This window comes from Ruegeria sp. SAZD013, assembly GCF_059612525.1.
The window spans coordinates 90,056-108,816 of sequence record NZ_JBXWQT010000024.1 but is presented as its reverse complement, the minus strand read 5'-3'; the positions used below and the strand labels follow the sequence as shown (position 1 = coordinate 108,816).

General features: G+C 58.7%; 17 protein-coding genes. 7 read left to right on the top strand and 10 right to left on the bottom strand.

From position 1 onward, the window contains the following. Positions 1-44: 44 nt before the first annotated feature. From AC2FLU_RS13345 to AC2FLU_RS13335, 3 genes are read right to left on the bottom strand one after another with little or no spacing between them, the layout of a single operon-like run. Positions 45-1,034 (bottom strand): YcjF family protein, encoded by a 990-nt coding sequence (locus tag AC2FLU_RS13345; RefSeq protein ID WP_496808829.1) that lies wholly within the window; start codon positions 1,032-1,034, stop codon positions 45-47. After that, positions 1,027-1,482, bottom strand: coding sequence for a GNAT family N-acetyltransferase (locus tag AC2FLU_RS13340; RefSeq protein ID WP_480473754.1), 456 nt, complete (start codon positions 1,480-1,482; stop codon positions 1,027-1,029). The genes AC2FLU_RS13345 and AC2FLU_RS13340 overlap by 8 nt, the downstream gene beginning before the upstream one ends. Beyond that, positions 1,479-2,894, bottom strand: a complete 1,416-nt coding sequence (locus tag AC2FLU_RS13335; RefSeq protein ID WP_496808828.1) for a YcjX family GTP-binding protein — start codon at positions 2,892-2,894, stop codon at positions 1,479-1,481. The genes AC2FLU_RS13340 and AC2FLU_RS13335 overlap by 4 nt, the downstream gene beginning before the upstream one ends. Before the next feature lie 107 nt (positions 2,895-3,001). Here AC2FLU_RS13335 and truA point away from each other — a divergent pair, with 107 nt between their 5' ends. Beyond that, the gene (gene truA, locus AC2FLU_RS13330) at positions 3,002-3,769 is read left to right on the top strand and encodes a tRNA pseudouridine(38-40) synthase TruA (RefSeq protein ID WP_480518784.1); all 768 of its coding nucleotides are present in this window, start codon (positions 3,002-3,004) and stop codon (positions 3,767-3,769) included. Between the two features lies 1 nt (position 3,770). On the opposite strand, the gene AC2FLU_RS13325 is transcribed toward truA, so the two are convergent. Genes AC2FLU_RS13325 through AC2FLU_RS13315 form a run of 3 tightly spaced genes read right to left on the bottom strand, consistent with a single transcriptional unit; the run spans position 3,771 to position 6,192 of the window. Then, on the bottom strand, positions 3,771-4,685 hold the full coding sequence (locus AC2FLU_RS13325) for a nickel/cobalt transporter (protein WP_480605039.1): 915 nt from the start codon (positions 4,683-4,685) through the stop codon (positions 3,771-3,773). After that, positions 4,670-5,344: a DUF1007 family protein gene (locus AC2FLU_RS13320; protein WP_496715073.1), complete on the bottom strand. Its 675-nt coding sequence runs from the start codon at positions 5,342-5,344 to the stop codon at positions 4,670-4,672. Before AC2FLU_RS13320 ends, AC2FLU_RS13325 begins: the two co-directional genes overlap by 16 nt. Before the next feature lie 44 nt (positions 5,345-5,388). Then, positions 5,389-6,192 (bottom strand): thioesterase family protein, encoded by an 804-nt coding sequence (locus tag AC2FLU_RS13315; protein WP_496715072.1) that lies wholly within the window; start codon positions 6,190-6,192, stop codon positions 5,389-5,391. A 232-nt stretch (positions 6,193-6,424) separates the two neighbouring features. On the opposite strand from AC2FLU_RS13315, the gene AC2FLU_RS13310 reads away from it, so the two are divergent. Further along, positions 6,425-7,360, top strand: a complete 936-nt coding sequence (locus AC2FLU_RS13310) for a 2-hydroxyacid dehydrogenase (RefSeq protein WP_480554513.1) — start codon at positions 6,425-6,427, stop codon at positions 7,358-7,360. Between the two features lie 15 nt (positions 7,361-7,375). Here the strand turns inward: AC2FLU_RS13310 and AC2FLU_RS13305 are convergent, their stop codons facing one another. Further along, positions 7,376-7,732 (bottom strand): hypothetical protein, encoded by a 357-nt coding sequence (locus tag AC2FLU_RS13305; protein WP_480518776.1) that lies wholly within the window; start codon positions 7,730-7,732, stop codon positions 7,376-7,378. Positions 7,733-7,908: 176 nt separating this feature from the next. On the opposite strand from AC2FLU_RS13305, the gene AC2FLU_RS13300 reads away from it, so the two are divergent. From AC2FLU_RS13300 to AC2FLU_RS13290, 3 genes are all read left to right on the top strand, one after another. Beyond that, complete coding sequence (locus AC2FLU_RS13300; protein ID WP_480554515.1) at positions 7,909-8,742, top strand: bifunctional allantoicase/(S)-ureidoglycine aminohydrolase; 834 nt, start codon at positions 7,909-7,911, stop codon at positions 8,740-8,742. 111 nt (positions 8,743-8,853) lie between these two features. After that, on the top strand, positions 8,854-9,177 hold the full coding sequence (locus tag AC2FLU_RS13295) for a hypothetical protein (RefSeq protein WP_480554517.1): 324 nt from the start codon (positions 8,854-8,856) through the stop codon (positions 9,175-9,177). Positions 9,178-9,230: 53 nt separating this feature from the next. Next, the gene (locus AC2FLU_RS13290; RefSeq protein ID WP_480554518.1) at positions 9,231-10,217 is read left to right on the top strand and encodes a type I glyceraldehyde-3-phosphate dehydrogenase; all 987 of its coding nucleotides are present in this window, start codon (positions 9,231-9,233) and stop codon (positions 10,215-10,217) included. Between the two features lie 36 nt (positions 10,218-10,253). On the opposite strand, the gene AC2FLU_RS13285 is transcribed toward AC2FLU_RS13290, so the two are convergent. After that, positions 10,254-11,189 (bottom strand): LysR family transcriptional regulator, encoded by a 936-nt coding sequence (locus AC2FLU_RS13285; RefSeq protein WP_480518770.1) that lies wholly within the window; start codon positions 11,187-11,189, stop codon positions 10,254-10,256. Between the two features lie 331 nt (positions 11,190-11,520). Between AC2FLU_RS13285 and AC2FLU_RS13280 the strand changes: the two genes are divergently transcribed. Further along, positions 11,521-13,326, top strand: coding sequence for an autotransporter assembly complex protein TamA (locus tag AC2FLU_RS13280; protein ID WP_496812007.1), 1,806 nt, complete (start codon positions 11,521-11,523; stop codon positions 13,324-13,326). Beyond that, the gene (locus AC2FLU_RS13275) at positions 13,323-17,411 is read left to right on the top strand and encodes a translocation/assembly module TamB domain-containing protein (RefSeq protein WP_496812006.1); all 4,089 of its coding nucleotides are present in this window, start codon (positions 13,323-13,325) and stop codon (positions 17,409-17,411) included. The genes AC2FLU_RS13280 and AC2FLU_RS13275 overlap by 4 nt, the downstream gene beginning before the upstream one ends. A gap of 21 nt (positions 17,412-17,432) precedes the next feature. Here the strand turns inward: AC2FLU_RS13275 and AC2FLU_RS13270 are convergent, their stop codons facing one another. Further along, positions 17,433-17,954, bottom strand: a complete 522-nt coding sequence (locus AC2FLU_RS13270) for a thioesterase family protein (RefSeq protein WP_496808826.1) — start codon at positions 17,952-17,954, stop codon at positions 17,433-17,435. A gap of 10 nt (positions 17,955-17,964) precedes the next feature. Beyond that, positions 17,965-18,753: a cyclase family protein gene (locus tag AC2FLU_RS13265; protein ID WP_496808825.1), complete on the bottom strand. Its 789-nt coding sequence runs from the start codon at positions 18,751-18,753 to the stop codon at positions 17,965-17,967. Positions 18,754-18,761: the final 8 nt, after the last annotated feature.

The following is an 18,761-nucleotide window of genomic DNA, read 5'->3' as shown; positions in this document are numbered from 1 at the left end:
ACAGGCAGAGTGCCGAAGGGAGTGTTCTGACGCTTTGCTCTGGATCAACCCTTGGAGAATAGACCCTGCAAGGCTCGCTTGATGATGCCCCGCGTGGAGGGTTTGTGGCGTTTTGAGAATGGTAACGGGCGGCAGACTTCCATCGCGGCCACGCCCACTCGGGCGCTGAGCGCACCGTTGACCAGACCTTCTCCGAACCGTCGGGACAATTTGCTGAGAACGGATCCGCCAAGAAAAGGTTCCAGCAGATCGTCACCAACGGCCACCGCCCCAGTTGCGACCAGATGCACAAAGACGGCACGCGTCAGACGCCAGCTTCCCAACGTGCCAGCCCGCCCCCCGTAGATTTCCGCAATGCGACGGATCATCCGCAGGGACGCAGCCAGTGCCGTTACAACATCCGCCAGTGCCAGAGGGACCAGAGCGGTCACGGTGGCAACCTGCCGTGCCGCGGCCTCAACCTCACGGCTGGCGGCGGCGTCGAGCGGGGCCAACAGCTCATCCTCGGCAAGGACTATAAGCGCCTCGGCATCGAACTGTTCTCCCATACGCTCGGACAATCGCTCACGACCCCAGCGGGTATCCTCGCGCCCTTTGTAGAATGCTATGATGCGATGTGTGACGGCACGCGCCTGAGCCAGGTCTTCATCAGCCAATGCAATATCCGCTGCACGGCGCATCCCATCAACACGGGACAACCGCCCCAAAGCCGCGAGCTCGCGCAGCGCGATGATCACCGCCACCAGAACCAATGCAGCCAACAGTCCGGCAACGATCCAACCCAATACGGGCGTCCGCTCCACCAGAGAGGTTGCAAAATCCCAGGCAGCCACCGATATGGCCGCCCCGACCACCGAAAGCGCAAGCCCCCAGAACCAGCGCGCAAGGGCCGAGGGTTTGCGGGCCGCCAGTCGGGCCGCGCTTTGCATCGCCTGCCCCTGAGGCGGCACAGTATCCGGCACCGGTTTTGCCTGCGCGACATCAGCAGCGGGTTCATCATCGTCAAGATCGATCAGAACCGGACCTTTAGCCATTTGTCGCATCCCTGCTGTGCCAGACAAACCTTATGTCCGGCAGGTTTTCATCGTTTTCTGCCCCATCGCTGCGCGCCACCTCGGCAAAGCCGTTTCGCTCATAGAACCGACAGGCACGGGAATTATCCTGAAACGCGTATAAGCCCAGCCGCCGCTGGCTTGATTTCGCGTGACCCAGCAATTGCTGACCAATCCCCTGCCCCCGAGCTTGCGCATCCAGATAAAGTGAATGGATTTCACCACCATTCAGCGCCAGAAACCCGACCACACCTGTCTCTGCCTCGGCCACAGTGACCCAATCCTGATCAATCATCCGGCCGCAAAAGGCGATGGTTTCAGCACAGCTGTGCAGTTTGGGCATCCAGTCGTTTTCCAAGGCGAAGCCGTGCAGGATCGTACCGATTGTACCGGCATCTGTGGTGCGTGCGGGGCGCAGTGTCGCGATCACAATCTGTCTCCGATCAGAAACTGCGCCGCACGATCCAGTCGGATATGCGGAGGGCCGTCACCGGGTTTCAGGGTTAGTTTTGCCGGGGCAAAGGCCATGAACCCATAGTCTTCGTTCAACCAACTCTCCGCTCCATTTCGCGCCGGACCCAACAGATGCGCCGGATCCTCGGGCAAGTCTCCGGGATAGAAAGCGGCCTGTTTGCCGCTGTCCAACAAAGTACCACGCACGCATGGCAGATCGGTTCCGTCGTGGCTGCGAATCTCTTCGGTCGTTGCACGCAGCGATGCCAGAGACAGGGCCGCGGTCCGGGCCCCGGCGAAATTCGCACGATTGCGCGCCTCGCGCGTCAAAGCCTCGATAATCGCGGTCAGGCGGGGATGTTGCGTGTGGTGCAGGTGGTCCGCTTTTGTCGCTGCAAACAGGATGCGTTCGACCTTTTTGCCCAGCAAAAGCTGGCTCAGCCATGCGTTCCGGCCCGGACGAAAAGCCGACAGGATATCGGCCATCGCGCGGCGCATATCTTCAACGGCCTGAGGACCCTTGTGAATTGCGCCCAGCGCGTCAACCAGAACCACCTGCCGATCAATCCGCGAGAAGTGATCCCGAAAAAACGGTTTCACGACCTGAGATTTATAAGCTTCAAACCGCCGTTCCATCTCGCGCTGAAGGGTCCTGCGCCGCGACGAGCCAGTGATTGCCAGCGGTGCAAAGGTCAGCACCGGAGATCCCGCCAGATCGCCCGGCAGAAGGAAACGTCCCGGCGTACAGTCGTAAAACCCGGCATCGCGCGCTGCGTTGAGATAGGCGGTGAACGACGCGGCCAGAGCTTGTGCGGCAGGTTCGTCGTGCCCTACCGACGGGTCTGTATTTTGGACCAACGCCAGATACGCGGCAGCCTCCGCACGGGTCTCGATCCGTGCCAGAGTTTCCTGAGACCAGTCTGCGTAAGATTTGTCCAGCAAGGCCAGATCCAGCAGCCATTCGCCTGGGTAATCGACGATATCCAAATGGACCGTGCGCGGCCCTTGCAACCCGGCAAGCAGCCCGGCGGGACGGGCCTTGAAGGACAAACGCAATTCAGACACCGCACGCGTGCTGTCTGGCCAGTGCGGTGTCGGTCCCGTCAGGGCAGACAGGTGCGATTCATAATCGAACCGGGGCACAGTGTCATCCGGCTGGGGTTGCAGAAAGGCGGCATTGATCCGCCCCTCCTGCTGCGCAACAAGCCCGGTCATACGGCCCCGATCCAACAGATTGGCAACCAACGAAGTGATGAATACTGTTTTGCCGGATCGTGCCAGCCCGGTGACACCCAAACGGATGACCGGCTCGAAAAATGTCTCGGACACGCTGTCGCCGATACTTTCGACGCCACGCGCAAGACTGTCTGCCAGTGAAGAGATGACCAATCCGCCGCCCCGCAATTTTCCTTTTACCCAAGATAGGTAGCGGTCGCGGCACATACCAGCGCTTTCGCCCCCTTGCCCGATCCTGCGCTGCGCTGTACCAGCGGCACATGCCCAGATATGCGTTGAAAGTTGAATACCAGGGGGAGCCGTTTGCCGGATGGCAGCGGCAAAAGGATCAACCATCCGTGCAAGGTGCCATCGAACAGGCGCTTTCCCGAATTCAGCCGGGCGGCCACACAATTGCCGCAGCAGGGCGCACAGACGCCGGTGTTCACGCTCTGGGGCAGGTTGCCCATTGCGACATGGCAATGGAATGGGACCCGTTTCGCCTGTCTGAGGCGCTGAACTATCATCTCAAGCCTCTTCCAGTGGCTATCGTTAAGGCCGCCCCAGTGGCCGAGGATTGGCACGCGCGGTTTTCAGCGGTTGAACGGCAATATCTGTTCCGCATCCTGATGCGCCGTGCGCCTGCAACCCACGACCGGGGACAGGTCTGGCAGATTAGCCACCAGTTGGATGTTGACGCCATGCAGGAAGGGGCAAACATGCTGCTGGGCCGGCATGATTTCACCACCTTTCGGTCCTCCATCTGTCAGGCGGCCAGCCCGGTCAAAACCCTTGATGAACTGCGCGTTGAACGGGTCGAGGGCTTTTCCGGCCCCGAGGTTCATTTCCACGTGCGCGCCCGGTCGTTCCTGCACAATCAGGTGCGCAGTTTCGTTGGCACTCTGGAACGTGTCGGGGCGGGAGCGTGGACCCCGGACAACGTGCGTGAGGCTTTGGAAGCCACCGACCGCGCTGCCTGCGGGCCGGTATGTCCGCCGCAGGGGCTTTATCTGGCGCGGGTCGGATACCCGGAACCGGTGTTCGACTGATCTAAACCGCGCGCAGAAGCAACCCGCCTGCAATCACCGCAATTGTAAGTCCTGCCACCAGTTCGATGCTGGGTGCCAAAATCGACGCAAAGCGCGTGGCCGAAGCCGAAGCCAGCAGCCCGCCGCGCAGACCAAAAGACGTCCACCCGACCAGCGTAGTCACAGTCGCCGTGCCAAGCGCCATGGCAAAAGCACCCGCGATCCCCACCATGGCGATGCCCATTTGCCACGTCAGGATCAGTACAAACAAGGCACCGGTACAAGGCCGTGCAGCTATGCCTGCGATCAGGATCAGGGCTTCGCGCAATGTGCCGACATTCGCAACCTCGTCCGCGGTTGGACCATGACGATGGCCGCACTCCGCGCAGTCTCCGTCATCATGATGGTGCTGATGGGTGTGATCGTTAGGGACATGCTTTTTTCGTTGTCGTGCGAAATTGCGCACAGACCGTACAACCAACCAAAGCCCAATCAACGCAATGGCTCCGTAGCTGATCGGAGCCATCACCTGTTCGGTCGTCCCAACAAGGCTTTCGCGGGACATCTGAAAGACCAGCACCCCCGCGTAGACCAGCACAACCGCCATCACCGCCTGTCCAAAACTGGACAATACGCTAATCGCCGACAACCGCCAGAAGGCAACACGCCGACCCAAACCGTAGCCCCCGATCAAAACCTTCCCGTGGCCCGGACCCACGGCATGAAAGAACCCGTAGGCGAAACAGACGGTCAGAAGCGTGGCCACCGCCTGAGGCTGTTCCGCACGCGCGGCACGCAAGGACCGCGCTATCTGGTTCTGAAAGTCCCGCTGCTCTCCGGCTGCCCAACTTGCCAGGCTGTCAAACCCACCACTGCCCCAGAACCAAAGAAGCAAACCGAAGGCCAGAGCGACCGGAACAATCAGGAAACGGGACATGAAACGAGGATCTCAGTCGCAAAGTTCTCACCAACCAATGGAATATCGTTTTCCTCCAGGTCGTAATCCGCGTCCAGTGTCAACAGAAACGCCTGCATCTGTGCAAGCTGCCCGTCTATGTCGGGATCGTTACGATCCACCCGGCATAAAGCCGGGCCCGTCACGGTTACAGGGCGCGTAATCTCGTAGGCCGTATAGAAGGACTCATCAAATGCCTTGGCGGAAAGCCCTGTGGCAAGTATCGCGTCGCCTTCGACCGCGCGCATGTGGGTGGTCACGACCCGCCCATCTTCCGTTGTCGCACTGGGCTCTAATGGACCGGACAGAGCAACCAGCGCTCCGTCTTTGGTGAGCACGAGGTCGCCGTCATACCCCTCGACCCATTGCATATCGAACCCGCTCAGACGTTCTTCTTCGCTTTTCGTCAAAATGCCGTCGGCATCCTGATCCAAATTCATGTCTTCCAGAACAAGCAGAGAGTAGAATTCGTCATATGCCCAAGTCACCCGGATATGGGTCAGGTGACCGGCCTCATCCACGATGAATTCCAGCCCGGTGTCGATAAAGACATGCGGGTGCGACAGGGCCGGGATCGGCAGGCAACAGGTCATGACAGTGAACAGCCAGCGCATATGCGCAAGATAGGTCTGAAGGGACACGGCGACAACGGCCTTTACACACGCCTGCGAAAACCAGCCGACCTTCAGACTGGCGGGAACAGCACCAGTGTTTGCAGGGCCGTCCCTACAGGACCCTGCGTGTCAAAAAGCACCGACTGAGACATGCCGATGCCCGTAGGTTGCCAGTGTGAAACCGAACGGGACGCCAGCCAATCTGACACCGGTTCGCGGTGGATATTCACGGTCAGATCGGTGTTCATGAACCCCATCTCCGACGTCGGAGCATTCCACGAGATTCCATTGCCGCAATCCGCCAACGGGCACAGTGCCTGAATGGGCGACTGATCTTCGCTGCTCAACAGCTTTGGGGTGCGCATCCAGACCGTTTTCGGTCCGGCCCCCTGTTTGCCGTCTTTGGGATAAAGGATGTCACTGTAGTGGGCAAACCCCTTCAAATCATGACGAATCTCGCCGATTGGAAAAGGACCTTCTACTGCGTCTTCCAACTGTGGCGCACTGATTTCGACGTTTGCCACCGCGCCCAGATCGCGTCGCGCCAGATGCATGGTGGTGGCCGTGGCGCAGAGTGTGTCATCCAGGTCGTGCACCGTAACCCGTGTGGTCGCCAGCGTCTTGGTATGGCGCGTGGTTTCTGCGGCAACCCGCAACCCGGCCAAGGGCAGAGGGCGCAACAGGTCAACTGTCAGGCGGGTCAGCATCTTTTCGGGGCCAACCTCAGTTTCCGCTGCCCGCACTATCAACCCGCTGACCGGCCCTGCGTGGCAATGATCGGCAGACCACGGACCGCGTGCAGGATCATGTCCTACAAACGCCCCATCCTCGCGCTGATGAAAATAGGTCTGATCCGTGAAGTCGAGCCCTGCCATCAGTCCCCTCTGGTCATTCGCTGCGTTGTGTGCCTCGGCTCACTCATACCGGTAACCGATTGCGATGTAACGTGGTTTCCCCGGTGCGCGGTGAGTGGTATCTTCACGAAACTGTCCTTTTCGGGTTTTGAAACCGGGCTGTACTTTTAGGCACGAGGATGGCTTAACAGACCTGATCCTGTCCACCGCTGTGACGGGACGTCACCACATCAAATCCAAGTGGGGTTCGCATATGGCGTTGTTGATTGAAACCGGGCTGTCGGACTGGATTGGGGATGAGGAAATCGCCGCCACTTTACAGGCCCTGGCGCCTGGTGCCGACATCCGCACACCCGAAACGCTGGGCGACCCCAACGACATTACGATGCTGGCGGTAGTCAGCATGCAAAGCAATCACCCGACGAAGCTGCCCAACCTGAAACTGGTTCAGAAGCTGGGGGCCGGGGTTGAGACCATAGTTGGCCATCCGGACCTGCCTCCGCATATCCGTGTGGCGCGATTGAAGCCAGACGCGCCTGCGCAGGGCATTGCCGAATGGTTTCTCGCCTATATTCTGCGCGCTCAGCGCCACATGGTCTTTCACGAGGCATCCCAGAGTCGCGCCGAGTGGTTGCCGCGCGCGCCCGTTTTCACACCTGATACGGTTGTGGGCGTTCTGGGTCTGGGCCATATCGGGGCCCGCACTGCCCGCATGTTACGTGCCGTCGGGTTTCAGGTCATGGGCTGGAGCCGCTCACCAAAGTCCATCGATGGTGTCACCTGCCAGCATGGGCAAGACGCGCTGCCTCGGCTATTGGGGCAATGTGATCACGTCTGTGCCATCCTGCCTTCGACGCCGCAAACCGTGGGTCTGTTTGACGCACAGACGCTGGCCGCGATGAAGCCGGGCAGTCAGTTGTTGAACGCCGGACGCGGAAACCTGATTGACGAGGCGGCACTGATCGCGGCGCTGGATAACGGTTCTCCGGGCCATGCGGTGTTGGACGTCACATCACAGGAACCGCTGCCGAAGGACAGCCCCTTGTGGCGGCACCCCGCTGTGACGATCACACCGCACGTCTCGGGCTGGTATCTGGGCGATGCACTGTCGGATGTGGCCGAGAACTACCACAGGCTCAAATCCGGCGATCCCCTGCTGCACGAAGTCAGCCGGGACCTCGGGTACTGATAGCCAAGTCAGAGATCAGGGTGTCAGGATCCAGTTTCCGTTACCGTCATTACACCGGCGGGTTCTGATTTCTCGGCTTTGATCGCTGCCTTCCGGCTGGATGACATGCTGAAGGCCGACGCAGTTGCCCTGAACGTTTTGCACCCTGATCGTTCCTTTTGAGCCGGTCTCGTCGTTTTGCCAGGACCGTTCCTGCCCTACAGAGGGCGTGCCATTGTTCAAAAGCGCATTCGAGGTTTCACTAACCACTTCAAAGTCTGCCGGGGACAGCCCCATCTCAGCTATGATTCGGGAGAGTGACTTGGCGTCGGCGGAACCGGTCATCAAAAGGGCGCCACACGCGGCAATGATGGGTAACAACTGGGCTTTCATAGGGGCCTCACAGAACTGAAATCATTTGTGACCAAGGATATACCTCTGTTTCAGCAGGGCCAAGCCCCGGGGTGCCGACCTTCAAAATATCCCGAACAAACCTATCGCGCGTCAGGACCTAATAGCGCCGCGCCTTTGTGCCCATAGTGCCATTCAAACGATCCCGAGGCAGACAAATGACCCATCCGACCTACTTCGCCCCGACCGGCGGCCATCCCGGCCAGAACCAGTTGCTGACCGACCGCGCCATGTTCACCGACGCGTATGCGGTCATTCCCAAAGGTACGATGCGCGACATCGTCACCAGCTATCTGCCGTTCTGGGAAGGAACACGCCTGTGGGTTCTTTCACGCCCGCTCAGCGGATTTGCCGAAACGTTCTCGCAATACATCATGGAAGTGCAGCCCGGCGGCGGCAGCGATCAGCCAGAGACAGACGCGCAAGCTCAGGCGGTGCTTTTTGTCGTCGAAGGAACAGTGACTTTGACACTGAACTCGGAAAACCATGTGTTGGAGACAGGCGGTTATGCCTACATCCCCGTCGGCAGCGACTGGACATTGCGGAACACTGGCCAGACGGCAGCCCGGTTCCACTGGGTCCGCAAAGCCTATGATGCTGTTCCCGGGTTGCCCGCGCCAGACCCGATCATCACCAATGAACGCGATGTGACGCCAGTCGAAATGCCGGGGACCGAAGGCCGATGGTCCACCACGCGGTTCGCAGACCCACAGGACCTGCGCCATGACATGCATGTGAACATTGTCAATTTCGAACCGGGCGGGGTCATTCCCTTCGCCGAAACTCATGTGATGGAACACGGGCTTTATGTTCTGGAAGGGAAAGCGGTCTATCGTCTCAATCAGGACTGGGTCGAAGTTGAGGCCGGAGATTACATGTGGCTGCGCGCCTTTTGCCCGCAAGCCTGTTACGCAGGGGGGCCGGGTCGATTCAGGTATCTGCTTTACAAGGACGTCAACCGGCATATGCCCCTGTCCCTGTCGCACCGCTAAACGCTGGTCTGGCTGGAAATCGCAGTGATTTTTTATCCCAGGGCTTCACACAAGGGTCGGAATTTGCTGAACTCCAGGTAAATTCTTGTTTAGTGCATTGGAGATTTGTCCATGAAACTGCGCCTTGCCCTGATACCCGTTGCCGTACTCTCTACCTCTGCAATCCTACACACAGCACCCGCCATTGCGGGGGAAGAGACCAAATCCGTCTTCGTCATGAGCCGCAACTGGGCTGTGACACAGGTCGCTGACGCACCGGTCATTTATCGCGCCACACGCGACAACAACAACCTGAACCCGTTCGGCCCGCCCCCACGCCTTCGCACGACGCAAGCTATTGTTGCCATTCAACAAGCGACGGGCTGCAAGGTGATCTTCAACAGCATGTACCAGAATATCTCGGGTCAGTTCTTTTCTCAGGTCAGTTGCAAGTAAGCTGTTGCTGATCAGGCATTGAGGTCGCCCCGACGCCCTGCCATAGCTTGCGCATGAAACTCGCGATAAACGGATTCGGCCGCATTGGCCGCACGATCCTGCGGCAGGTTCTGGCCCTGCCCGAAGGGTCGGATATCGAGCTGGTGTTGATCAATGACATCGCGCCGCTGGAGACCTGCGCTTACCTGTTCAAATACGACAGCACCTTCGGCCCTTATCCCGGCGATGTGTCACAGGGGGATGAAACGCTGATCGTGGACGGGCGCTCTGTTCCTATGACCCACAGTGTCGATCTGACACGCGTTGACCTGTCCGGCGTTGACGTGATGCTGGACTGTACCGGGGTCGCGCGCACATCCGACGTGGCGCGTCGCGGGTTATCTGCGGGCGCTAGCAAGGTCCTGATCTCGGGCCCTTCGCCCGCGGCCGACATAACCGTCGTTCTGGGGGCGAACGAGGATCAGTTGGGCAGCGCCCGGATCGTATCGAACGCCTCTTGCACAACCAATGGGCTTGCACCGCTGGTCAAAGTGCTGGACCACATTGGTGGTGTTTTGTCAGGCCATATGACAACCATCCATTGCTATACAAACAGCCAGCCCATGGTTGACGCCCCGCGCGGCGACCTTGCCCGGTCGCGGGCTGGTGCGTTGTCCATGGTTCCGACAACGTCTAGCGCCACACACCTGATCGACGTGGTCCTTCCACATCTGGCCGGGCGCATCTCGGGGGCCGCAGTTCGCGTCCCGACAGCCAGCGTTTCGGCGGTCGACCTCGTGGTCACATTGGAACGCGGCATGAGGGCCGAGGATTTCGATCATGCTTTGCGTCAGGCCATTGACGCGTCGCCGGTTTTGGGTTGGACGGATATGCCGCTGGTGTCCTCCGATTTGCGGGCGCGCCCGGAATCGCTGGTCATCGCCGGGCCAGAAACCCGCATGGTCGGTGAAAATCAGGCGCGCGTTTTTGGCTGGTACGACAACGAATGGGGCTTTTCGGCCCGCATGCTGGACGTGGCCTGCCTGATGGCCGCGCCGTGACCGGACTTACCTTCGTGCACAGCGTCGGGTCAGTGCCTATGGTTTAGGCCCCGCGATAGGGTATTCTGTAACGCGGACTACCTTACTGATCCGTTCAATCATGAAATCCATGAACAGGCGTGCCTTTGGGTCCTGATGGCGCCGATGCGTGTATAGGCAGGCCATCTGAACTGGAACAGGCGGAGTTTCCGTCGCAACCGGTACGAGGCGACCGGATTTCAGATGCTCGGCCACCTCGAAAACCGGCTTCATTGCAATGCCTTGACCGGACAACGCCCAGTCCGTCAAAACATCCCCATCATCACATTCGAAGCGCCCGGACACGGCAAAACGTTTCGGACCATCGGTCGTTTTCAGCATCCACTGAAACTCGGTCGCACCCGGAAAGCGCAGATTCAGGCATTCATGCTTGTCGGCAATCAGGTCAGCTCCGGTTTTAGGCATACCGCGCCGCGCCACATAATCCGGCGCAGTACACAATACACGCTGGCAGTCGGCAATCTTGCGAATACGCAACGTGCTGTCCTCGGGCTGGCCAATGAAAAACGCCAGATCAAGACCTTCCGTCGTCAGGTCAACCGAGCGATCCGTCAGGCGCAAGCGGACATCAATCTCGGGGTATTCTGCAAGAAATTCAGGCACATGCGGTGCCAGCAATCGCCGCCCCACCCCCAGTGGAGACGCCACGAACAACGACCCGCGCGGTGCCTCGGTCAGATGCGTGACCTGAGCCTCGGCCTCGTCCACCGCATCCAGAACCGCCACCGCACCGGGGTAGAATGCTTTTCCCTGCTCTGTCGGGGACAGGTTACGTGTGGTGCGCTGGAACAGACGTACACCCAGATGGTCCTCAAGCTGCGATATTCGCGCCGATGTCACCGCTGGCGAAATCCTCAGATCTCGCCCGGCCGCAGACATGCTGCCCAGATCGTAAACCCTGACAAAGGTTCGGATGTTGTCGAGATAGGACATTTTTTCGGTTTTTTTGATACCAGTTGACAATATATTGGGAATACCGAAGAACCGCCCGTTTGCCTAGTGAATTACACAGGGCCGAAGCCAAGGACTGGCCAGGACATTGGTTGTATACGGTTGGCTTTGGCCCGGACTGCGGCAATTCCGGTCTGCCAATCGAGGTGCGGCAAAGCGATTGTGTCAGCAAAGGCCGGGACAATTCGACCAAAATTTCCCGATCCCGCGTTTATCCCTTTTCCCAACGGCATTCAGATGTTCTAACCTGACACTATAAGACCGTGCATCACACGGTAGCTGAGATCTGGAACTGGGACAGTTGGGGCTATTCATGCAAGAGCGCATGCCGCAAGGCCGTTTGAAGTGCTGGCTGAGTGCCATTGTCATGGCACTGACCCCGACCGCTCTGATGGCGCTGGAAACCTCTCTGACGGCGCCGGGCGCTTCAAAGGAACTTGTTGAACGTCTGAAAAAGACATCATCGGTGACAACAGCGGAAGAGCGGGGTCTGGATACGCCACTTGAGATCCTGTCTGCCGCCTTGTCGGATTACCGCACGCTTGTGCAGATCTTGTATGACGAAGGGTATTTCAGCCCGGTTGTCAGCATTAAGCTTGACGGGCAGGAAGCCGCTGAGTTGAGCTCTTTGACTGTGCCAGCCCAGATCAACAGGGCCGCAATTACCGTTGAAACCGGGCCAAGCTTCAAATTCGGCACGGCCATTGTTCAGCCCTTGGCGTCTGGCACCGTGCTGCCCGAAGGTTTCGCCCCCGGCAAACTAGCAACAACAGGGGTCATTCAAAAAGCAGGCTCGGACGGTGTGCAGGGTTGGCGGAATGCAGGCCACGCAAAAGCAAAAATTGAGGATCAGACCATTATCGCCCGTCACGCACAGGCCCGTCTGGATGCGCAGATTGATCTGGACCCGGGGCGCAGGCTGACGTTTGGCAGAATGTTCATTAAGGGCGACACGGATGTGCGCCACCGGTCCATCGAAAAAATCGCCGGTTTCCCAAGCGGGGAAGTTTACTCACCAGAAAAAATCCAGAAGGTTGGAACGCGTTTGCGCCGAACCGGCACGTTCAACGTCGTCTCATTGCAGGAACATGAGACAGCAAACCCCGACGGGACACTGGATTTCGACGCCACATTCGAAGACCTACCAAAGCGTCAGCTGACCTTTGGGCTCGAGCTGGCCTCGCGCGACGGTCTCGACGTGACCGCGACCTGGACACATCGAAACATGTTCAAACGCGCGGAGCGTCTGCGTTTTGAGGCCGCGATACGAAATATCGGTGGTTCCGAAGATCTTGATGGGCGGATCGGATTGCGTCTGGATCAGCCCGATCGTCTGGGTCCGGACGACAATACATTCTGGAACGTGTTGCTGGAGCGCCGCAACACTGAAAACTACAATGTATCGGTTGCGTCTGTGGCATATGGTGCGCGCCGCACATTCTCGGACACGCTCTATGCCGAAGCCTCGGCTGGGTTACAGTGGTCAGATGCTGACGACGCCTATGGAAGTGGCCGCAAGTTCAGGTACTTTATCCTGCCCTTCCGCTCGGAAAGGGATGAACGCGACAATAAAGTCAGCGCCACGCGCGGCTATTATCTGGATTCCGAAGTCATGCCTTTCATTGGCTTTTCCGGCACCGATACGGGCATTCGCCTGTTTGTCGACGGCCGGATCTATACCAGCCTTGGAACCGGCGGCAGGGTTGTGCTGGCAGCGCGGGCGCAACTTGGATCAGTCATTGGCCCGCCAGCAGATGGCGTTACACCCGACTTTCTGTTTTTTTCCGGTGGTGCAGGAACCGTGCGCGGGCAACCCTATGAAAGCCTTGGCATCCCGGTCGGGACCGGTGTCGCAGGCGGCAAATCGTTCCTTGGACTTTCAGGCGAGATCCGGGGCAAGGTGACAGATTCTCTGTCGTTGGTTGGGTTTTACGACTACGGTGTCGTCGATACCTCTTCCTTTATAGGAAGTGGCGCGGAAGATCATGCAGGTGCCGGTATCGGCGTAAGATATGATTTGGGCGGCTTCGGACCCCTGCGGTTTGACCTGGCCTTCCCGGTAAGCGGCTCCAGCGGCAATGGTCTGCAATTCTATATCGGGATCGGGCAAGCGTTTTGAGGCGGCACCTTTCATACCTTCTGCTGATTGGCACGCTGATGCTTGTGCCAGTGGCCGGCCCCGCGCAGGAGGACGAAGGCGGTAGCATGATCGAGCGGTTCCTACAGGACACGCTGTCGGGCGACGATCAGAATGTTACCGTCAAAGGTCTGCAAGGCGCGCTGAGTTCACGCGCCACCATTACCGAGATCACGGTGGCCGATGATGAAGGGGTCTGGCTGACCATCCGGGGAGCGGAACTGGATTGGAACCGGTTGGCGTTGATTCGTGGGCGGTTCTCGGTCAACGCGCTGACCGCACAAGAAATCGACGTCGCCCGTGCGCCGGGCACCACGACCAAGGACACACCGTCCGCTTCTGCCGAGACCCAAGCTTTTCAACTGCCTGAACTGCCCGTGGCCATCGAAATCGGCGAAATCCACATTGGCGAGCTGGCCTTGGGCAAACCTTTGATCGGCGTTGCGGCGGAACTGGCCGTCAATGGCAACCTGTCGCTGGCCGACGGGACGCTGGACACCAAACTGGACATCACCCGACTGGATCGGGCCGGTGATCAAATCTCCATAGCTGCGGGTTTTAGGAACACTGACAGCCAGATCGATCTTGACCTTCAGGTCACCGAAGCCGCGGGGGGTCTGATCTCGACCGCTTTGAAAATGCCGGACAGTCCCCCGATCGGATTGTCCGCGAAAGGGTCCGGGCCGGTGACGGATTTTACGGCCGATATCGGCCTGAGCAGTGATGGGCAGCCACGAGTGACCGGACAGGTTCGGTTGCGTTCGGCCCCAACAGCCGCGGCTAGCGCGGAGGAGGGCATCGCCTTTACCGCGGATCTGGGTGGTGACCTGACACCTTTTGTTGCTGAAAAAATGGATACGTTTTTCGGCCCCAAAACGCAGTTGATCGTGGATGGACGGACCCTGCCTGAAGGCGCGTTGGATATCAGTGATCTGGAACTCAGTTCTCAGGCACTGAACCTGAAAGGGGCGCTGCAACTGGCGCCGGGCGGTCGGCTGCAACTGGCGGCCCTGCAAGGACGCATTACACCGCCCGAGGGGCAAAGCGTCGTCCTTCCGTTGTCAGGTGGCGACACATCGATCGAAGCTGCGCAGGTCTCTGCGTTGTTTGATGAGAAAAACGGCAATCTCTGGGATCTAAGTCTGACCGCTAACGCGGTAAAATCCGATACCCTGAACCTGCAACGCGCGCAAATTACGGCGCAGGGAACTTTGGAACAGGGTGACGTTTTGCGGATCGACGGTGATTTGCAAGCTGCTTTGGACGGTATCGACCTGACTGACGATGCCCTGAACGCAGCTATTGGAGACCGCATTACGCTGGACGGTACGTTCCAGTATGGCAGGGATCTGACCCTGAACGTGTCCGGGGTCGAGATGGTCGGCTCGGACTATGAACTGGGCGTTGATGCCGAGATCAGCGGCTTGTCCAGTGGTTTGGCCGTCGATGGAACCGCGACATTGCAGGCGACCGATCTGGCACGGTTTTCGGGTCTGGCGCAGCTGGAACTGGGCGGTCAGGCCTCTGCCCGGCTCACGGGCCAGGGTTCGCCGCTTGAAGGCAGTTTCGATGGCAAGCTGGAGGTCGAAGGGCGCGGTCTTTCCACAGGGCGCGATGACATTGACCCAGTGATCCGGGGCAACACAACAATCACGCTGGACGCAAAACGCGGTCCAGATGGCGTAACGATCCGGGATTTTACGCTGATCGGCGATACTCTGCGCGCGCAGGCTGATGGTACGGTTACCACCCCTGACGGCAGCGTGACGATTGACGGGCAAGCAACAGTCAACGCGCGGGATCTTTCCGTGTTCTCGGGCCTCGCCAAACGTGAGCTTGGCGGTGCGGTACAGGCGAAACTGGACGGCAAAGGCACTGTTCAGACGCTCGAGTTTGATGGCACAGCCAGCGTGATGAGCCGGGACATCAAAACGGGCCTACCCGAGATTGACCCGCTGCTGGTCGGTCGGACCGAGATAAATTTCGACGGCGCGCTGAGCCAGAAGCAGATTGAAATCCGCGACGCGGTGATCAAAGGTTCAGCCATTGTGGCAAGCGCCGCGGCAACAATTGATGATCCGACGGATGCATTGGCCGTGGACGGGCAGGTCAGTCTGAACGTCCCGGACCTGTCAACTTTTTCAACTCTTGCCGGGCGAGATCTTGCAGGTTCGATCATCGCGGACGTCGCAGGCAAAGGTACGGTTGGCAGCAAGGCATTTGACATCAAAGGCAACTTGGCTGCTGATGACATCAAATCCGGCATCAATGCAGTTGACAACCTGATCCAGGGGCGAACGAACCTGACGGTGGATGCGGTGAATGACGAGGCCGGTCTGAATATTCGCACATTCCAGCTGATCGGCACCGCCCTTTCTGCGGATGCATCCGGCAAACTGGACCGCGATGCCGGCGGATTGACCTTTTCCGCAGCGCTGGATGATCTGGGGCGGCTGTCAAAAACACTCTCCGGGCCTCTGAAACTGGACGGCAACGTCGCTCCGACACGGTCCGGGCTCGAAGGAACCGCACACTTGCTTGGGCCAGAGAGTTCCTATGCCAAAGTGTCCGGTACGGTGGACACAAATGGATCCTCTGATCTGGACTTCGATGCCAAGTTCAACCGCATCGAAAGGTTTGTGCCAGAATTTCCCGGCACCCTTACCGCTGCGGGCAATGCAAAGCGGGACAGTGGCGTTTGGACCATCGACGCCAAGGCGCAAGGTCCCGCAGACATCGTCAGTACGGTTGCAGGCACCTTTGACGAAACCAGCAGCAATGCAGATATTTCAGCGAAGGGTGGCGTAAACCTGGGGATAGCAAACGTCTTCATCACGCCTAACAAGATTGAAGGGTCCGCACGTTTTGATCTGGCCCTCAAGGGCCCGGCTGATCTGGCATCCCTAAGCGGGTCGATTACCACTTCGGGAACATCCCTTGCACTTCCCGGTGCAGGCCAGACCATCACCGGGATCAACGGACAGGTGGACCTGGCGCAAAGCCGTGCAACCATCACGCTGAACGGTGGTGTGCGGGCCGGTGGTGGCTTTACCGTCAATGGACCTGTCGATCTGACGCCCCCGTTCAACGCGCAGATCAAGACAACAATCGACAACCTCGTCCTGACCGACCGGCTTTTGTATGAGACAACTTTGAATGGCCAGATTGCGATGACCGGCGCCTTAGCCGGGAACAGTTCGCTGGCCGGGCAGATCACCTTTGGTGAGACCAATATCAACCTCGCTGCGGCTTCGGGGGCTGTAGGTGCCGCACCGATCCCTGAGATACAGCATGTCAACGAAAGCGGAGCCAGTTTCATCACGCGTGAGCGTGCAGGTCTGGTAGCCACCGAAGACAAGGGGCAACGCACGTCCCGAATAGCACTGGACATCAACTTGCTGGCACCCAAAGCCGTGTTCGTACGGGGGCGCGGTGTAAATGCCGAACTGGGTGGCCGGATTTCCATTGGTGGCACCACGACCTCGGTGGTCCCATCAGGTCAGATTGAATTGATCCGCGGTAATTTCGATATTCTGGGCCGCAGGCTGGCCCTGACCAAAGGCATCGTGACCCTACAGGGTGACTTGACGCCTTATATCGAGTTTGAATCCTCTGCCAGCACCTCGGACGGCACCGCGACCATCGAAATCGCAGGGCCGCTGGATTCACCCGAGGTCAGCGTGTTTTCCGATCCCGAACGCCCGGCGGAAGAGGCACTGGCGATGCTGCTCTTTGGGAACAGGTTCTCGGAAATCTCACCCTTCCTGATTGCTCAGATGGCCGCGTCGCTGGCGCAACTCAGCGGTGCTGGAGGGGACGCGACCAAGGGATTACGCGACTCTACCGGTGTTGATACGATTGATGTTGGTGCGTCAGACGGTGGCGCGGGCCGATTGGGTGCCGGGGCCTATCTGGGTGAAAACCTCTATACCGACTTTACCGTCAATACCGAAGGCGATACCGAGGTGAACCTGAACCTTGATGTCACCGACAATTTCTCGGTCAAGGGCACGGTTGACGGTCGCGGCGAAACGGGCATCGGAGTGTTCTTTTCAAAGGACTATTAGGATCGCTTCCGACCTCCAAAATTATTCCCGGCGAATTCCTATCGGTTGGCCGATCTGCGAAGCCAGTCCCAGAGACTTATGGTCATCCACCATTTGCGCAAGACGCGCCGCTGCCCAATCCGGATAGGGCTCGGAGCGCCCGGAGCTGTGGCTGACATTCATAAAAAGCGCCTCTTGCGTCGCGCAAATCTCGTCAGTTTCTGCCAAAAGCATCTGTGCGAAATAATGTCCTCTCTTGCTGTCAGCATCCAGCATACGGAACCTGAAATAAAACGATGAACCGTCTTTGACCTCCCGCACGAAATGCAGATGAGACTGCAGGATGTAAGGCCCCTGCCCCAACGCCTTGACCTGCACCTCGCCCAGCCCGAGATGGTCAACCATCAGCTTTTCCAACGCCATGTCAAAGGCGACACCGTAAAACCCAACATTCATATGGCCGTTATAGTCGATCCATTCGGGCCGTACTTCAAAGCCGCGAATTTCCACCGGCGCAGCGTACGGGCCATCATGCCCGCCAGGAGGTGTCGTAGTCGGCTGCATCTGGCCCCCTTTACTGCGCGTCTTGTTCGTCAAATATTGCAACTGCCCGGACAAATCCGGCAGAGGCCCCTTTAATCTTGAAGGGGAAACAGGAAATCTCGAACCCTGAGGGCGGCAAATCTTCCAGATTGGTCAGCTTTTCCAAGTGGCAATACCCGATGTCCATCGACGCGCGGTGGCCTTCCCAGATTATAGATGGATCTCGGGTCTCAGCGTATTCCTGAGCGGTGAGCGGAAACGGGGCATCCCAGCTCCATGCGTCGGTGCCGGTGACACGCACGCCACGTTCAGTCAGAAAAAGCGTCGCCTCGCGCCCCATTCCACATCCTTTGGCCAGATAATCCGGCGCGCCATAACGTGTCCCTGCAGCAGTGTTGACCACGACGATATCCAGCGGGCAAAGGTCGTGGCCGATGCGCTTCAATTCGGCTTCGACATCTGCCGCGGTAACGACATACCCATCCTCGAAGTGCCGAAAGTCCAGCTTGACGCCGGGGTTCATGCACCACTCCAACGGCACTTCGTCGATGGTTATTGCCCGTTCACCTTTGTTCATCGTGGAATGATGGTGATACGGCGCATCCAGATGCGTGCCGTTGTGGGTCGCGATCTGCAACCGTTCGATTGCCCATCCTTCACCGTTCGGCAGGTCTTGCCGTTCCAGACCCGGAAAGAAAGACATGACCTGTTCTGCCGTCTGATCATGGGTCAGATATTCAATTTGCGGCAACATGATTGGCGGGTCAGACACGATCCCGGTTTCCAACGGAACGGACAGATCGACGAAACGGCGTGCCATAAGAAATT

Excerpts from the sequence above, each read along its gene's own strand:
- AC2FLU_RS13290 (WP_480554518.1), top strand. The coding sequence starts at position 9,231 with ATGAAACTCGCGATAAACGGATTCGGCCGCATTGGCCGCACGATCCTG.
- AC2FLU_RS13300 (WP_480554515.1), top strand. The coding sequence starts at position 7,909 with ATGACCCATCCGACCTACTTCGCCCCGACCGGCGGCCATCCCGGCCAG.
- AC2FLU_RS13265 (WP_496808825.1), bottom strand. The coding sequence starts at position 18,753 with ATGGCACGCCGTTTCGTCGATCTGTCCGTTCCGTTGGAAACCGGGATC.
- AC2FLU_RS13310 (WP_480554513.1), top strand. The coding sequence starts at position 6,425 with ATGGCGTTGTTGATTGAAACCGGGCTGTCGGACTGGATTGGGGATGAG.
- AC2FLU_RS13285 (WP_480518770.1), bottom strand. The coding sequence starts at position 11,189 with ATGTCCTATCTCGACAACATCCGAACCTTTGTCAGGGTTTACGATCTG.
- AC2FLU_RS13315 (WP_496715072.1), bottom strand. The coding sequence starts at position 6,192 with ATGGCAGGGCTCGACTTCACGGATCAGACCTATTTTCATCAGCGCGAG.
- AC2FLU_RS13270 (WP_496808826.1), bottom strand. The coding sequence starts at position 17,954 with ATGCAGCCGACTACGACACCTCCTGGCGGGCATGATGGCCCGTACGCT.
- AC2FLU_RS13280 (WP_496812007.1), top strand. The coding sequence starts at position 11,521 with ATGCAAGAGCGCATGCCGCAAGGCCGTTTGAAGTGCTGGCTGAGTGCC.
- truA (WP_480518784.1), top strand. The coding sequence starts at position 3,002 with ATGCCCAGATATGCGTTGAAAGTTGAATACCAGGGGGAGCCGTTTGCC.
- AC2FLU_RS13345 (WP_496808829.1), bottom strand. The coding sequence starts at position 1,034 with ATGGCTAAAGGTCCGGTTCTGATCGATCTTGACGATGATGAACCCGCT.
- AC2FLU_RS13325 (WP_480605039.1), bottom strand. The coding sequence starts at position 4,685 with ATGTCCCGTTTCCTGATTGTTCCGGTCGCTCTGGCCTTCGGTTTGCTT.
- AC2FLU_RS13295 (WP_480554517.1), top strand. The coding sequence starts at position 8,854 with ATGAAACTGCGCCTTGCCCTGATACCCGTTGCCGTACTCTCTACCTCT.
- AC2FLU_RS13305 (WP_480518776.1), bottom strand. The coding sequence starts at position 7,732 with ATGAAAGCCCAGTTGTTACCCATCATTGCCGCGTGTGGCGCCCTTTTG.